Raw genomic sequence first — 15944 nt, 5'->3', positions numbered from 1 at the left:
TTCTTCAACGAAAAAAAAACGCTAAAATAATTGAATTTAGAAAAGAAAAAATTCAAATTTTAAGAAATAATTTTACACAAATCTACTATCCATACATTACGATAAATAACGAAACTGAGATACATAGACTGTCAAATGCAAACAGTTGAAATAAAGAATATAAGATTAATGAAACAATTGAGGTTTTTAATTGTAATAACAAATGGATTGATTGGAACACCTATAACAAAGGATTTTATAAATTAATACCTCATTTTTAATTTAGATTCCTTCGGAAATCGAAGATTAGACGAAGTCAATGACAAACTAAACGCATAAAATTAAATCTTGAATTTTAAATATTGAATAAACATATGAAGAACATCGTTGTAATCGGAGCTGGAACCATGGGAAACGGAATTGCCCATACTTTTGCTCAAACTGGTTTTAAAGTAAATTTGGTAGATGTTTCGCAGGAAGCATTAGATAGAGGAATTAAAACCATTACTACCAACTTAGACAGAATTATTGCAAAAGGTAACCTTACCGAAGAACAAAAAACTGAAACTCTTGGAAATATTACCACTTTTACAGCGCTTTCGGACGCTTGCGGAAACGCAGATTTAATCGTAGAAGCTGCAACAGAAAACCAAGATTTGAAGTTGAAAATTTTCCAACAAATGGATGAATTGGCGCCAGAAAATTGTATTCTCGCTACCAATACTTCATCTATTTCTATCACTAAAATTGCTTCGGCTACAAAGCGTCCTGAAAAAGTAATCGGAATGCATTTTATGAATCCTGTTCCGATTATGAAATTGGTAGAAATCATCAAAGGTTATTCTACTTCTAAAGAAACTTTTGATGCCATTTTTGAGATGTCTAAAACTTTAGGAAAAGTTCCTGTAGAAGTGAACGATTATCCTGGTTTTGTGGCGAATAGAATTCTAATGCCAATGATTAACGAAGCAATTGAAACCCTTTATAACGGAGTTGCAGGTGTAGAAGAAATTGACACCGTAATGAAATTAGGAATGGCTCATCCAATGGGACCGCTTCAGTTGGCAGATTTCATAGGATTAGACGTTTGTCTGGCAATTCTCAATGTTATGTATGATGGATTCAAAAATCCTAAATACGCTCCAAATCCACTATTAGTAAATATGGTAACTGCAGGAAAATTAGGCGTGAAATCTGGAGAAGGTTTCTATGACTATTCAGAATCTAAAAAAGCAGAAAAAGTAGCGAAAATGTTTGCGAAATAACCTCAACCTAAATCCTTCTCCTTAAGGAGAAGTACTTTATTATGCGAAACCGAACTCAAGAACAATATTTAAAAATCTCAGTATTCATCATTACTTTGGTGATGATTGTATTGCGTTTTTTGCTCAACGAAAAAGGAAGAGTCACGCCAGATTCTATCCGTTTTATGAGACAAGCGCACGTTTTTCCAGAAATCGACAATACTACTGCTCCACTGCTTTATCCTTTATTCATAAAGGTTTTCACTGTGTTTACAGATGAATTTTGGTCAAGTAAAATTGTGGGAATATTGTGTTACCTTTTCATGGTGTTTTTCGCTAGGAAAAAGAAATTTTATTGGAGAGAAAGTCTTTTAGTTGGGGCTTTATTCTCTATGATTTCCTTGTTTGCAGCTACACTTAGCGAAACATTATTTCTGCCCTTTTTATTTGTATTTTTCTATGTGGCAAGAAATGTTTTATTAGAGAAATATTCTAAAATTCTGAGCGTTTTCTTATTGAGTCTATCCGTTATTTTGCTGTTTAACATTCGTTATAGCGGTTTGTTTTTCATTGGTGGATTATTTGCTTTCGGAGTGTTGAATTACAAGAAAAGTTTCGCAAAAATTTACATCATTTCGAGTATTATCGGATTGGCTTTTGTTGCAGGTTATAAATTCTTCTTTATTGATGTTTTTAACCAAAATTACGTCAATAAATTTTTAGAAATTGGCTTAAAACCCACTTCATTGCTCGTAAAAGAGTTCTTTTTAGCCATAGGAACGAGTTTCAATCCTTTCATACATATTCTCAATCCTAATGGTGGAATTCTGAATGTAGGAATTCTCGGAATTGGCTTTTTGAATATCACATTTTTTACCTTTATTTTCATCAAAAATAAACTTTCGGCAACAGAAAAAATGATGGTTTTCTTATCGGTTTTCGGGATCATTTGTTCGTTTTTGATTCAATATTTTTATCAAACAGATGCTTTAGATTATCGTTTATTGGCGCCGTTTACTTTCGGAATATGGCTGATTTATTTCAAAAAACTTCATCAAATTTTCGGAAAATTGGTTTTTGCCATCGCTTTTTTAAGTTTAATGACAGGTTTCGTGTTCAGTTGGCTTTCCAGAGGTAATTATTTGGAAAACAGAAAACTAATGAAGGAATTTTTGGTTAAAGAAAATCTTATGGACAGTAAAATTTACTATTACCGCCCCATTAAAGACGAAAATTTCAGCAGTTCTAAAATTTCTGAAATCATCAGTACCATCAACCCAAGAGTTTACATCACCGAAAAGCCTGAAGATTCTTTGAAAAAAGAAGTTTTAACAAAATTTAAGATAGAATCTAAAGTGAAAATGAACAAAAACAAATTTCAATAAATAAATTTCATTAACTTTGTACTTAAGAAATTAAAATTCTAAAAATATGAAACTCCCTAAATTTTTAATGGCAGATAATTCTGAATTTCCAGAAGATTTATTTGTAGTACACACAGAATACCCAAGATTCATCCTAAACGTAGAAGAAGAAGAGGTAGAATGGTTAGATGATCTAGAAGGTGACGACGAAGAAACCATCGCTAACGAAGCTACTCAAGTAGTAGAACAAGCATTCAAATGGTGCGACGAAGAGTTAGCTAAGTATGATGACGAAGAAGATGAAGACTAAATCATAAAAAATCCTCGAAATAATTTTCGAGGATTTTTTTATTGTTTCTTAAATTTCAATAGCAATAAATTATCTTTATAAAGTTCTAAATAACCTTCATTGACTACATATTTATTCACTTGTTCTAACACTGTGAAATAACTTTGCTCCGTCATCATATTATCACAAGCCATTTTAGTAGCTCCGATATTTCCCACATCAAAAGTTCCAGTTGAAGCGGTAATCACCACATCAGAAAAATAGTTATTGCAACCTCCGTTTCCTGTAATTCTCTTTCCTTCTATCACTAAAGTAGGTGCTTTCGCTCCTGAAAAATTATTATCTACCAAAGTCCATTTTGTATTGGCTACAGATTCTTGTTTAGAACCAATTTTAGAAATTGTAGCACACGAAATCACAGTTGTAGAAATCAAAAGTGCCCAAAATATTTTTTTCATATGAAGATATTTATTATTCAAATGTAAGAAAAAAGTCGAGATTTCTATTCTCATCTCGACTTAAATTTTTACTAAATTATCTTAATTCTGCGTTGAATTCTTTTTGGAAATTCTTAATCAGCGAGTTCATCACTTCTGTAATTTCTTTGTCTTCTAAGGTTTTTTCCTCGTTTAACAACTCGAAACTCATCGCGTAAGATTTCTTGCCTTCTGGTAAGTTTTTGCCTTCGTAAACATCAAATAGATTGATGTTTTTCAAGAATTTAGATTTATTTTTTCTCGCCGAAGCATATAAATCTGCATAATAAACATTTTTATCAACCAATAGCGCTAAATCTCTTCTAATTTTGTTGAATTTCGGAATATCTACGAATTTGAAATTATCTGTTTTTCTAAGCGCTTGACAAGTTTCTAATTCTATCTCTGCATAGAAGCAATCTTGGTCTATATCAAACTCTTTCAATAGTTTAGGAGATACTTTTCCTAATCTGGCAATAGTTTTTCCATTTGCTGTAATTTCTAAAGCATCACCGAATCTTTCATCTTCTAAAGATTTTTCTTCTGTAACTAGATTTAATCGGTCAAGAAGTACTTTCACATAAGCTTTTAGCATGTAAAAATCAGAGGCAGATTTTGGCATCAACCAGTTTTCTGCATACGTTCTACCAGTTGTAAGCAATGCTAATTGTTTTCTTTCCTCATATTTCTCGAACTTGTGATAAATTTTACCCAATTCGAAGAATTTGATGTCTGGATTTTTACGGTTGATATTGTAAACTGCATTTCCTAAAAGCCCTTCTAATAAAGATTTTCTCATAAAAGCTAAATCTCCACTCAAAGGATTTAAGAGTTTTACAGCATTGGTTTCGTCTTTTACGCTGGTTAATGAATTGTTCATCACTTCATTGAAACCATTGCTCTGAAGCGTTCTTGCCCAAGAATTTTCTAGTTCATCTTGGTCATTTACACTTAGTTTAACTGGAGTAAATGCTATTTTTTGAGGCGCATCTACTTTATTATATCCGTAAATTCTAAGAATTTCTTCTATCACGTCTATTTCTCTGGTCACATCTGCTCTGTAAGCCGGAACCGACAATTCTAAACCGTCTGGAATGTCATTAAGAACAGAAATTTCTAGAGATTTTAAAATTTCTTTTACTTTTTCTCTGTGAATTTTAATTCCTAAAATTTTATCGAGTTGAGAGTATCTAAAAATAACTTTAGTGTCTTCTATTTTTTTAGGATAAAATTCTAAAAGATTTCCTACTTTTTTACCACCTGAGATTTCTTCAATCATTTTGATGGCATGAGTAATTGTAGTTCTGGTATTGTTAGGGTCTACTCCACGTTCGAAACGGAAAGAAGCATCTGTATTTAAACCATGAGCTTTAGCCGCTTTTCTAATCGCTACTGGATTGAAATATGCAGACTCTAAGAAAATTGTGGTTGTAGATTCAGAAACGCCACTATCATTTCCTCCGAAAACCCCACCAATACACATTGGCTTGTTGTTTCCGTCTTTAATCATGATTTCTGAACCATTAAGCGTTCTTTCTACTCCATCAAGAGTTACAAACTTAGTTCCTGCATCATTTACGCCTACTTTTACTTTTTTACCAGCAATTTTATCTGCATCAAAAGCATGAAGTGGCTGACCAAAACCATGTAAAATATAATTGGTAATGTCTACTACATTATTAATTGGCGAAAGTCCGATGGCTTTTAATCTGTCTTTCAACCATTCTGGAGATTCTGAAATTTTTACATTTTCGATTACAGCACCAATATATCTTGGGCATAATGCTTCATCTTCTACTTCCAGTTCAAAACCATGTTCTCTTTCAGCACTCACTAAAGCTGTAGAAACTTTTTCGAATTCAGATTTTAAACCATTGGTTGAAAGAAAAGCATGTAAATCTCTTGCTACACCATAGTGAGACATCGCGTCTGTTCTGTTTGGTGTTAAGCCGATTTCGTAAACCTCATCATTGGTTAAATTAAAATATTTTGCAAAAGGTTCTCCTACTTGGTAGATTTCTTCGTCTAGAACCATAATTCCGCCGTGATCGTCTGAAAGTCCTAACTCATCTTCTGCACAAATCATTCCTTGAGATTTTTCTCCACGAATTTTTACTTCTTTCATTTCGAAAGCACTGCCGTCTTTTGCATAGATTTTAGTACCAATTACAGCAACAGGAACGGTTTGACCAGCAGCAACATTAGGAGCGCCACAAACAATTTCTAAAATTTGGCCACCACCAATATCTACAGTAGTTTTTTTGAGTTTATCTGCATTAGGATGTTGTTCGCAAGTCAAAACTTTACCTACTACGATTCCTTCTAAACTGCCTTTTACAGATTCAAATTTTTCTATTCCTTCTACTTCAAGACCAATATCGGTAAGAAAAGCACCAATTTTATCTGTTGCTAAATCTGTTTTGATAAAGTCTTTTAACCAATTGTTTGAGATTTTCATTTTTTAAAAAGATTTGAGATTTGAGATTTGAGATTTGAGATATCAAAAAACAAATAACTTTTATAAGTTTGCAAATATCGTGATTTTTTGAGAGATTAGGAAATTTTAGAATTGCAAATTAGGTTTCATCTAAAGCCAAATTATAATTCAATAAAAAAGTCGTCTCGAAATTTCGGACGACTCTATTGATATTTTAACTTTTTACTTTTGCCTTTTTACTTGGCTCTTGTAAAAATATTACATTCCAATTACTGGCATAGAAAGCATTAAGATGTGTTCGTTTTCATCTAGACCGTCAACTGGCTCTACAATTCCTGGACGGTTTGGTTGAGACATTTTCATCGTGATATCTTCTGAACCTAAAACAGATAACATTTCTGTTAAAAATTTAGAACTGAAACCAATGTTGATGTCTTCACCTTTATAATCACAAGGAATATTCATATCTGCTTTGTTTGCGTATTCTGTATCTTCTGCATGAAGATGTAACACATTACCAGAAAGCTTAAATCTAACTTGGTTAGTAGATTTGTTTGATAAAATACTTGCTCTTCTGATAGAACTTAACAATAAGTTTCTGTTTACCGTCAAAACATTCGGATTTTCTTTAGGAATTACTGCAGAATAATTAGGATATTTCCCGTCTATTAGTCTACAAATCCAAATATTTTCTCCGAAAGTGAATTTCGCCATATTTTCATTAAACTCGATGGTAACTTCGTCATTAGAATTTGACAAAATATTTTTGAAAATAGACAAAGGTTTCTTCGGCATGATAAATTCTACCGCTTCTTTATTGGTAACATCTGTTCTTTTATACACCACTAATCTGTGAGAATCCGTAGACACGAAATTGGTTTCTTTTTCTGTAAATTGGAAAAGAACTCCCGTCATCACAGGTCTTAGAGAATCGTTGCTTGTTGCAAACAAGGTATTGCTTAGCGCATCTGCAAGAACTCCAGAAGCTAGCGTAACTTTTTGTGACGCATCAAATTCTGGTAATTCTGGATAATCTTCTGCATTATCTAGCGCTACTTCGTAATTGTCTTTCTCGTCTAAAATTTCTAAAAGACCACCTTCACCAGACTCAGAATCTTTCACTGAAAAAGTAAGCGGTTGGTCTCCAAAAGTTTTAATTAAATCTTGAAAAATTTTTGCAGGAACAGCAATTTTGCCTTGATCATCAGATTTTACAGCAAGAGAAGTAATAAGTGTGGTTTCGCCATCAGAAGCAGTTATTTTTAGAATTTCATTTTCTAATTCAAAAAGAAAATTTTCTAAAATGGGTCTTGACTGCGAACTAGAAATTACACCACTTACCACGTTAAGAGCTTTCTGTAATTCGCCACTTGCAACTATAAATTTCATAAATTAAAAAATTATTAAGTATACAAAGATACAATTTTGATAATAATAGACAAAGTCGAAAATCATTAAATTTTATTCAGTTTTCAACATTGAGAGAATATTGACTTTTCTGTAGTCATTTATTTTATGGTCAAAGATATCAGCAGAGTAATAAGTGAGATTTACTTTTTTACCTACTAAATCTTGATATTTCTTTTCGAGTTCTATATTAGAATCTACATTAGAAATCCAATAAAATCTGGTTAAAATACCATTATCGCCTTTTAAATAAAAAATAACGAAGGTATCTTTTTCTATTTTGGTGATTTCACCATTCATAAATTCCGCTGAATTTACTTCTGTAGAAGATTCTTGAGCATATTCATCAGCAAAACCAGACTGGTCTACAAAATTGATAAAAGTATCTGCACATTCTGAAACCATGAGTATTCCCAATTTTTCGCCCAATTCTTCCATTTTAGACTCATTCGAAATATCTTTTGACAAATCAATACCATATTCTTTTTTGATTTGATCTTTGTAAGGAGTTGATGCTTTTATAAAGCACAAGCCTAATTGCATCTGCATCATTTCTTTAGATTTTTTCTCCAATTTTATTTCTCCAATGCATTTACAAGCATCTTGCGCTATTTTTTTCTTAAAATCTTCTTGAGAATAAGAGAACAATGAAAAGATGGAAAAGAAAAGAATAATAAGTTTTTTCATGGTTTTTAAAATGATTATTACTTTGGTAAAAGTAACGAAATTTTTCTTTTTTAATGGGCATTTTCTATAAAAAAATCCCGAAAAAAGATTTTTTCTCGGGATTTAACCATTATAATTTAAATTGATAGGTAAAACCTAAATGAAACCACGTTCCGGGCATTTCTACCAGAGAAGTTTCTGTGTATTTTACATTCGTAATGTTATTCACCAAAACGTAGATATTAAACTGTTTTGCATTGTAGTTTAATTTATTGTCTAATAGATTATAACTTCCTAGAGAAACCCTATCATTATGTCTGTAAATCAATTCATTCGAAAAATTTCCGAATTTATTTCTCAACTTCGCTACAAACTGATGCTTTAAATTGTCTAAAGAATATCTCGAAACAATGTTGCTGGCTAATCTTTGATTATCTATATACGTATAACCTACAGAAGTTCCAATCCATGAAGCGAACTGATAATCTGCTTCTAATTCTACACCTTTGGTTTCAATTTTTCCAATGTTTTGTGCAGTCCAAGGTGAAGTTGGCGTTGCTTTTTGCCAATCAATAGCGTTATCAGATTTTCTCCAAAACGCAGATGCTTTGAGCAAAGTTTTATTGGTTTTGAAAATATAACCAAACTCTCCTGTTAATGCTTCTTCGGCAACCAAATTCGCATTTCCTTGTTCAGAAGGACTTACGTAATACAAATCGGTGTAAGTAGGTATTCTATTCACTTTAGAAAAATTCCCGAAAAATTTAGAATTTCCGTTGGTAAAACTTGCATCAATTCCTGGATAAAAATAGGTTTTATCATTGCTAAAACTCGTGAAAGAAATTCCCGGAGTAATGTTTAATTTTTCATCAAAAAACGACAAATGATGCTCTAGAAAAGCATTGGTTACGGTTCTTTCTCTGCTTCCTAATCGGTTACTTTCTAGAAATTCTTTTCTAACATCTACTCCCAATCCTGTAATTCCGAGTTCTGATTTGTAATTTACATTCGCATCAATTCCTACATTATTCCCAATGTGCATATTTCTGTACGCTGCAGGATTATTTCTGATGAATAAATACATATCTTGTGTTCTTCTCCAATACAAACGCGTTGCAAAACCTAGATTTTCGTTCACATTTTTCTCTAGAGAAGCCGCCACTAAAGAAGTTTGCACTTCTTCATATTGATCTTTGAAAGCTGGCGAAGCATAAAAACCATTGGCTCCGAACTTTTTTTCTTGAATTCCAGCTTGAAATTTTACCTTTCCGTTTTCTATATCAAATTGATTTTGATACCAGATATTTTTAATTTTATAATCGGTATTGTATCGATAACCATCTGATTCTGTATTATTAACCTGAATAAAATTTCTAAATTTTTCGCCCCCGAAATTCGCAGCAACACCGAAACCATGCGTAGAAAAATCCCCAACTTCACCATTAATTGTTAGGTTGTTTTCTGCAGAAACTTTAGTTACAACATTTACTACACCAGCATAAGCTCCTTGTCCGTATCTTCTTGCAGCAGGACCTTTTAAGATTTCAATTTTTTCTACAGAAGCCAAATCAAACGGAAAATTCATGGTATTGTGACCAGTTTGCGCATCATTCATTCTCACGCCATTCACCAGAACCAAAACTTGTTCAAAAGAACTTCCTCTGAGAGAAATATCGGTCTGAACGCCATTTGCACCACGTTTTCTGATATCTGCACCCGTATAATAGGCAATTACTTCTTCAATGCTTTGAGCGGGACTATTCTGAATTTCAGATTTTGTAATAACTGTGATATTTACATTAGATTTTTTGAAAGGCATATTCACCAGTTTACCAGTTAATTCTACCTCATCAATTGTTCTTTCTTGCGCATGAACACTTACGAAAAGTGCCAACAGAGCTGCGCTTAAAATTGTTTTTTTCATATTTTAATTTTTCATAAAAAATCGGCCAAATTTATATGAAAAATTTAGAGTAAAAAAATTAAAATTCTTAAAATTTTTTACCAATAAAAAAGGACACAAAAAATATCTGCGTCCTTTATAGTTACTAGATAAATTCTCTAGCTATCTCATTTTCATCAAATGTGTAATTAGGTGATTAATGAATTTTTTCATAATTACTTTTTTTAATTACAATTTGAACTACAAATATTGCATTTTTTTTTGAATTTTCAAATTATTTCATGTTAAAGTTTACATGTTTTATCCATAATTCTCCTTTCAAAATTTGGTAATTTTTCCGTAATTTTGCTCTTCTTCAATTCATTATGACTACAACTCAAGAAATCGATATCAAAAAACATCTTTTCGTAAAAAACGCACATCTTAATAATCTCAAAAACATAGATGTACTGATTCCGAAAAACAAACTCATCGTGATTACTGGTGTTTCAGGAAGCGGAAAATCTTCGCTTGCTTTTGACACTATTTATGCGGAAGGACAGAGACGTTATGTAGAATCTTTGAGTTCTTACGCGCGACAGTTTCTTGGTAAATTAGAAAAACCAAAAATTGATGATATCAAAGGTTTAGCGCCTTCTATTGCCATTCAACAGAAGGTAATTTCTAGCAATCCTCGTTCTACTGTAGGAACTTCTACCGAAATTTATGATTATCTGAAATTGCTTTTTGCCAGAGTTGGCAGAACCTACTCTCCTATTTCTGGAGACGAAGTGAAAAAAGATTCGGTGACAGATGTGATCGATTATATCGAAAAAAATGAAGGGAAAACTTTTCTTCTGAGAGCGCCGCTTCTATTTGAAGTCAAAAAATTCAAAGAACAACTAAAAACACTGAAAGTTGCAGGTTTTACAAGATTAGAAATCAATGGAAACCTTGCGAATATTGAAGATTTAGAAAGTTTTGGTTTCGTTCCAGAAGAATCGATGGAAATTCATCTCGTGATTGACCGATTTTCTTATGATAATGATGAACATTTTCTTCAAAGATTGGCAGATTCTGTTCAGATGGCGTTTTATGAAGGTCACGGAACTTGTTCTTTAAAAGAAATTGAAACCGAAAACGTAAAAGAATTTTCAAATAAATTTGAACTCGATGGCATTACGTTTAACGAACCCAATGTTCATTTTTTTAGCTTTAATAATCCTTATGGCGCTTGTCCGGAATGTGAAGGTTACGGAAAAGTCATCGGCATAGATGAAGATTTGGTGATTCCTAATAAAAATTTATCCGTTTTTGAAGATGCAGTTGCTTCTTGGCGTGGTGAAACCATGAGCGAATGGAAAAGAGATTTCATCAAAAAAGCAAAAGATTTCCCTATTCATAAGCCTTATCATCAACTCACAAAAGAGCAGAAAAATTATCTTTGGAGAGGCGATAAAAACAAAAACTTCCCGAGCATTGATAACTTTTTCAAAATGTTGGAAGAAAATTTGTACAAAATTCAGTACAGAGTCTTGCTTTCCAGATACCGTGGAAAAACACTTTGTCCAACTTGTGAAGGAAAACGCCTTCGTCCAGAAACAGAATATGTGAAAATTGATGGTCATGACATTCAATCTTTGGTAGAAATTCCTTTGGACGAATTGTTACCATTGATGAAAAACCTGAAACTCAACCAACATGATGCGGAAATCGCCAAAAGATTAACCTACGAAATCAACACTCGTTTAGAATTTTTGAATAAAGTTGGTTTAGGATATTTGACTTTAAACAGAACTTCTAACACGCTTTCTGGTGGTGAATCACAGAGAATTAATCTCGCGACTTCGCTCGGAAGTTCTTTGGTGGGAAGTATTTATATCCTCGATGAACCAAGTATTGGTCTGCATTCTAGAGACACCGAAAATTTAATTGAAGTTCTTAAAAATCTTCGTGATTTAGGAAATACGGTGATTGTGGTAGAACACGATGAAGACGTGATGAAAGCAGCGGATTATATTATAGACATTGGTCCAGAAGCTGGATTTTTAGGCGGTGAATTGGTTTTTGCAGGAAATTTCAAGGAATTGAAAGATGCAGATACTTTGACCTCGAAATATTTAACGGGAAGATTAGAAATAGAAGTTCCAAAAACCAGAAGAAAACCGAAAGAATTCATCAAAATAAAAGGAGCTAGACAAAATAATCTTAAAAACATAGATGTAGATGTTCCATTGGAAGTTCTTACCGTAATTTCGGGAGTTTCTGGAAGTGGAAAATCTACTTTAATGAAAGAAATTTTGACGAATGCCATCCAAATTGAATTAGGAATGGGCGGTAAAAAAGCCGATTACGATTCGGTGGAATTTCCTAAAAAAGTGATTCAAAATATAGAACTCATCGACCAAAATCCAATCGGAAAATCGTCTCGTTCTAATCCTGTAACGTATCTCAAAGCTTACGATGACATCAGAGACCTTTTTGCGAAGCAAAAATCTGCAAAAGTTCAAGGTTTGAAACCTAAACATTTTTCTTTCAACGTAGATGGTGGAAGATGTGATGAATGCAAAGGAGAAGGTGTAATTACGGTTTCTATGCAGTTTATGGCAGATATTGAGTTGGAATGCGAACATTGCCATGGAACTCGTTTCAAAGATGAAATTCTGGAAGTAAAATATGATGAAAAAAATATTTCTGATATTTTACACATGACTGTAGATGAAGCACTTGAATTTTTCTCTGAAAACCACGAAGAAAAAATTGTGACAAAACTTAAACCTCTTCAAGATGTTGGTTTAGGATATTTGCAACTCGGTCAAAGTTCTTCTACGCTTTCTGGTGGTGAAGCTCAAAGGGTAAAACTGGCTTCGTTTTTGGTAAAAGGTTCGACTACAGAAAAAACGCTTTTTGTTTTCGATGAACCAAGTACAGGATTGCATTTTCATGATATTAATAAACTTTTGAAATCACTTCAGGCATTAATTGGTTTAGGACATTCTGTGATTGTCATTGAACATCAGCCAGATATTATTAAGTCTGCTGATTATATTATAGACATTGGTCCAGATGCAGGAAAACACGGTGGCGAAGTTGTCTTTGCAGGAACTCCAGAAGATCTAGCAAAAGATAAATTCTCTAGAACAGCGAAGTTTGTTGCTGAAAAATTGTAATAAAATGCCTATTCTTCCTTCCGAATATCAACCTAAAAAAATCTTCAGAAATGGAGATTTTTCTACGATTTACAGTGCTTTGTTTAGAAAAGTTACTGGTGTAACTCAACAAAGAGAAAGACTAGAACTTTCTGATGGCGATTTTCTGGATTTAGATTGGAGTTTTGCCCAAGAAAAAACTGACCGTTGTGTTATTTTATTTCATGGTTTAGAAGGCAGCGCACAAAGACATTATATGTTGGGAGCAGCCAAAATTTTCAATGAAAACGGCTTTGATTGTTGTGCTGTAAATCACAGAGATTGTTCCGGAGAAAGCAATAGAGTTCATTATTCTTACCATTCTGGAAGAACAGATGATGTGCAAGAAGTGATAGAAAAGGTGCTTTCTAAAAACTATGAAAAAGTCATTCTGAAAGGGTTTAGTCTTGGTGGAAATTTGTGTTTAAAATACGCTGGTGAAAACAGAAACATTTCTGAGAAAATAAAAGCGATTATCGCTATTTCTACACCTATCGATTTGAAAGGTTCTATGTACAAATTAACCTCGAGAAGAAATCTTGTGTATGCTAACAATTTCTTGAAAACCTTAAAAAAGAAAACACTAATCAAGTGCAAAAGATTTCCAGAATTTTTAACTGAATCAGAAATTCAAAATATTAAAAATTTAAAGGAATTTGATGATGTTTACACATCAAAGGTTAATGGTTTTAAAGATGCTTTTGATTATTATGAAAAATGCAGTTCCAAGCAGTTTTTAAAGAATATTAAAATTCCGACACTTCTTATCAATGCTAAAAATGATAGTTTTCTTTCTGAAAGTTGCTTTCCTAAAGAAGAAGCATTAGTCAACTCTTTCTTACATTTAGAGATTCCTGACTTTGGTGGACATGTAGGATTTATGGATCAAAACAATGCTTTTTACACTGAAAAAAGAGCATTAGAATTTGCACAGCAATATTTATAAACAAAAAAAATGTGCAGAACATGTGAATATTAACATTCCGTTAATATATTGATTTAGAATAATTTGTAATTTTAAATCAGAAAAATAAAAGTTATGCATTTTTCTGTATCCAATTCACTAGAAATCATCATTAAATTTGAGATAAAAATTTAAGGGAAGCATCGTCGGCTTCCCTTTTCTTTTGGCTTTAACTAAAAAAATGAGATGTCTTTATCTACTGAACCTGCTTCTAAAGAGTGGGTTCTTTTAATGTCATTTTAACACATGTTCTTTTCCTTGATGAAAAGAACCAAAAATCAAGACTTCACTTTCTTCGGCTAAAATCGAAAATAAAATTCTAAAATCCCTGAAACTCATTCGTCATTCTGACGAATTTCAAATAGCAGGAATTTTTTAACGAATTTTATTTTCAATTTTTTAACGCCTGCGAAACTGAGGTCAATGAAAAAAATCTTTTATTTTTATTTTCAACTGATAAAAATCAAAAAAAATGTCGGACTAAAGTCCGTCGGTATTGAAAATTTGTTTATATTTTTGAATGATATTTTGGCCTCATAGTTCAATGGATAGAATAGAAGTTTCCTAAACTTTAGATACAGGTTCGATTCCTGTTGAGGCTACTTTTTGAGTGGGAGAATGGTAGAATTGGGGAATCATAGAAAATAAAAATTCTTAAAAAATTACCTCTACAATTCTATCGCTCTCCCATTCTACAATTCTATAACTACTTTTTATCTACCACAATTCTCTCCTTGCGATTGGCTAGTTCCCAAGCGGTTGCAAAAACGAGTTGTGCTCTTTTTTGAAGTAATGTATAATCTATTTTCTCCGGATCATCTGTTGGTTGATGATAATCTTCGTGAATTCCGTCAAAGAAAAACGCTACAGGAATGCCGTGTTTCGCAAAATTATAATGGTCACTTCTGTAATATAATCTCATTGGGTCATTAGGATCATCATATTTATAATTGAGTTCTAGATTTTGAGTGGCTTTATTGGCTGCTACATTTATTTTTTTTAATTCAGTAGAAAGCATATCAGAACCGATGACGTAGACATAATTCTTGCCTTCGTTTTCTTTATCACTTCTACCAATCATGTCGATATTTAGGTTTGCCACAGTGTTCTTTAAATCAAATACTGGATTCTCTGAATAATATTTAGAACCCAATAAGCCGTGTTCTTCTCCTGTTACATGTAAGAAAAGAATGGAACGTTTCGGACCTTTTCCTGATTTCTTGGCTTGTTGGAATGCATCTGCGATTTCCATTACCGCAACTGTTCCACTTCCGTCGTCATCTGCTCCATTGTACACTACTCCATTATTGGTTCCAACGTGGTCATAATGTGCAGAAATCACGATGATTTCTTCTGGTTTTTCTGTCCCTTCTATAAATGCCAGTATGTTTTCTGAATCAGGAAGCTCACCTCTTCTGCTTTTTAGAGCTTCTTTTGGGACTTTTTGATAATAATTTCCCAATGCTTTTGGATAAGAAACGCCTAAGTTTTTATAGTAATCTATCATGTAAACGCCTGCTTTTTTTTGACCTTCAGAGCCGGTTTGTCTGCCTTCCATCTCGTCTGAAGCAATGACCATTAGGTTTTTCTTCAGTTCATCTGCCTTGATGGATTCATAGGCGGTTTTAAAAGCTTTTCCTTCGTAGGATAGGTTATTAGAAGCACAACTGTACAATACCAGTGATGCTACTATTGGAACAAAAATTCTTGTCAATTTCATCTTATCATAATTTTTAATGAAGTAAAAATAGTTTTTTTTTAGGAAATAAATACCAAAATCCCTTACAAAAGCTAAGATTAATCTTTGTTTTTCTGTATTTCTTAGTGATTTGATAATAGACTCTCCCCTTCTTTTGAGATGAAGAAGATATGTCATTAACATTCTTCATCAGTACCTTTACTATACTTCAACTATACTACAACTATACTATAACCTACTATGTGACATTACTCAAATTTGTTTGTTCCTTAGCTGAGACTTGTTGAAATGATATGGGTTGCGTGTAAAGTCGTAAAGTTGATGAGTCGTGAAGGCGTAAGTTGTGAGT

At 32.7% G+C, this 15944-nt stretch carries 11 protein-coding genes and 1 tRNA gene; 6 read left to right on the top strand and 6 right to left on the bottom strand.

Going from position 1 to position 15944, the window contains the following annotated elements; translation table 11 throughout:
- The first annotated feature begins 353 nt into the window (after nucleotides 1-353).
- From EB819_RS03600 to EB819_RS03590, 3 genes are read left to right on the top strand one after another with little or no spacing between them, the layout of a single operon-like run.
- Nucleotides 354-1244 (top strand): 3-hydroxybutyryl-CoA dehydrogenase, encoded by an 891-nt coding sequence (locus tag EB819_RS03600; protein WP_069796866.1) that lies wholly within the window; start codon nucleotides 354-356, stop codon nucleotides 1242-1244.
- Between the two features lie 41 nt (nucleotides 1245-1285).
- On the top strand, nucleotides 1286-2608 hold the full coding sequence (locus EB819_RS03595; protein WP_069796868.1) for a hypothetical protein: 1323 nt from the start codon (nucleotides 1286-1288) through the stop codon (nucleotides 2606-2608).
- A 46-nt stretch (nucleotides 2609-2654) separates the two neighbouring features.
- A complete protein-coding gene (locus tag EB819_RS03590) occupies nucleotides 2655-2897 on the top strand; it encodes a DUF8828 family protein (RefSeq protein ID WP_069796870.1) in 243 nt (80 codons plus the stop codon).
- A gap of 38 nt (nucleotides 2898-2935) precedes the next feature.
- Here EB819_RS03590 and EB819_RS03585 read toward each other — a convergent pair whose 3' ends face one another.
- From EB819_RS03585 to EB819_RS03565, 5 genes are all read right to left on the bottom strand, one after another.
- The gene (locus EB819_RS03585) at nucleotides 2936-3334 is read right to left on the bottom strand and encodes an META domain-containing protein (protein ID WP_069796871.1); all 399 of its coding nucleotides are present in this window, start codon (nucleotides 3332-3334) and stop codon (nucleotides 2936-2938) included.
- Nucleotides 3335-3410: 76 nt separating this feature from the next.
- Nucleotides 3411-5810: a phenylalanine--tRNA ligase subunit beta gene (gene pheT, locus EB819_RS03580; protein WP_069796873.1), complete on the bottom strand. Its 2400-nt coding sequence runs from the start codon at nucleotides 5808-5810 to the stop codon at nucleotides 3411-3413.
- A 237-nt stretch (nucleotides 5811-6047) separates the two neighbouring features.
- Nucleotides 6048-7178 (bottom strand): DNA polymerase III subunit beta, encoded by a 1131-nt coding sequence (gene dnaN, locus EB819_RS03575; RefSeq protein ID WP_069796875.1) that lies wholly within the window; start codon nucleotides 7176-7178, stop codon nucleotides 6048-6050.
- A 72-nt stretch (nucleotides 7179-7250) separates the two neighbouring features.
- A complete protein-coding gene (locus EB819_RS03570) occupies nucleotides 7251-7883 on the bottom strand; it encodes a hypothetical protein (protein WP_069796876.1) in 633 nt (210 codons plus the stop codon).
- 109 nt (nucleotides 7884-7992) lie between these two features.
- Entirely contained in the window at nucleotides 7993-9786 is a 1794-nt protein-coding gene (locus tag EB819_RS03565) for a TonB-dependent receptor plug domain-containing protein (RefSeq protein WP_069796879.1), read from the bottom strand.
- A gap of 344 nt (nucleotides 9787-10130) precedes the next feature.
- On the opposite strand from EB819_RS03565, the gene uvrA reads away from it, so the two are divergent.
- The 3 genes from uvrA (at nucleotide 10131) to EB819_RS03550 (ending at nucleotide 14498) form a co-directional block, all read left to right on the top strand.
- The gene (gene uvrA, locus EB819_RS03560; protein WP_069796881.1) at nucleotides 10131-12914 is read left to right on the top strand and encodes an excinuclease ABC subunit UvrA; all 2784 of its coding nucleotides are present in this window, start codon (nucleotides 10131-10133) and stop codon (nucleotides 12912-12914) included.
- Between the two features lie 4 nt (nucleotides 12915-12918).
- Nucleotides 12919-13878: a YheT family hydrolase gene (locus tag EB819_RS03555; RefSeq protein ID WP_069796883.1), complete on the top strand. Its 960-nt coding sequence runs from the start codon at nucleotides 12919-12921 to the stop codon at nucleotides 13876-13878.
- 548 nt (nucleotides 13879-14426) lie between these two features.
- Nucleotides 14427-14498, top strand: a tRNA-Arg gene (locus EB819_RS03550).
- Nucleotides 14499-14602: 104 nt separating this feature from the next.
- On the opposite strand, the gene EB819_RS03545 is transcribed toward EB819_RS03550, so the two are convergent.
- On the bottom strand, nucleotides 14603-15616 hold the full coding sequence (locus EB819_RS03545) for a M28 family metallopeptidase (RefSeq protein ID WP_074650917.1): 1014 nt from the start codon (nucleotides 15614-15616) through the stop codon (nucleotides 14603-14605).
- Between the last annotated feature and the right edge of the window lie 328 nt (nucleotides 15617-15944).

Origin of the sequence: Cloacibacterium normanense (assembly GCF_003860565.1) — a bacterium.
Taxonomy (GTDB): domain Bacteria; phylum Bacteroidota; class Bacteroidia; order Flavobacteriales; family Weeksellaceae; genus Cloacibacterium; species Cloacibacterium normanense.
This window is presented reverse-complemented; position numbering and strand designations above follow the sequence as displayed.

Coding starts and splice junctions, on each gene's coding strand:
- EB819_RS03600 (WP_069796866.1), top strand. CDS start 354: ATGAAGAACATCGTTGTAATCGGAGCTGGAACCATGGGAAACGGAATT.
- EB819_RS03595 (WP_069796868.1), top strand. CDS start 1,286: ATGCGAAACCGAACTCAAGAACAATATTTAAAAATCTCAGTATTCATC.
- EB819_RS03590 (WP_069796870.1), top strand. CDS start 2,655: ATGAAACTCCCTAAATTTTTAATGGCAGATAATTCTGAATTTCCAGAA.
- EB819_RS03585 (WP_069796871.1), bottom strand. CDS start 3,334: ATGAAAAAAATATTTTGGGCACTTTTGATTTCTACAACTGTGATTTCG.
- pheT (WP_069796873.1), bottom strand. CDS start 5,810: ATGAAAATCTCAAACAATTGGTTAAAAGACTTTATCAAAACAGATTTA.
- dnaN (WP_069796875.1), bottom strand. CDS start 7,178: ATGAAATTTATAGTTGCAAGTGGCGAATTACAGAAAGCTCTTAACGTG.
- EB819_RS03570 (WP_069796876.1), bottom strand. CDS start 7,883: ATGAAAAAACTTATTATTCTTTTCTTTTCCATCTTTTCATTGTTCTCT.
- EB819_RS03565 (WP_069796879.1), bottom strand. CDS start 9,786: ATGAAAAAAACAATTTTAAGCGCAGCTCTGTTGGCACTTTTCGTAAGT.
- uvrA (WP_069796881.1), top strand. CDS start 10,131: ATGACTACAACTCAAGAAATCGATATCAAAAAACATCTTTTCGTAAAA.
- EB819_RS03555 (WP_069796883.1), top strand. CDS start 12,919: ATGCCTATTCTTCCTTCCGAATATCAACCTAAAAAAATCTTCAGAAAT.
- EB819_RS03545 (WP_074650917.1), bottom strand. CDS start 15,616: ATGAAATTGACAAGAATTTTTGTTCCAATAGTAGCATCACTGGTATTG.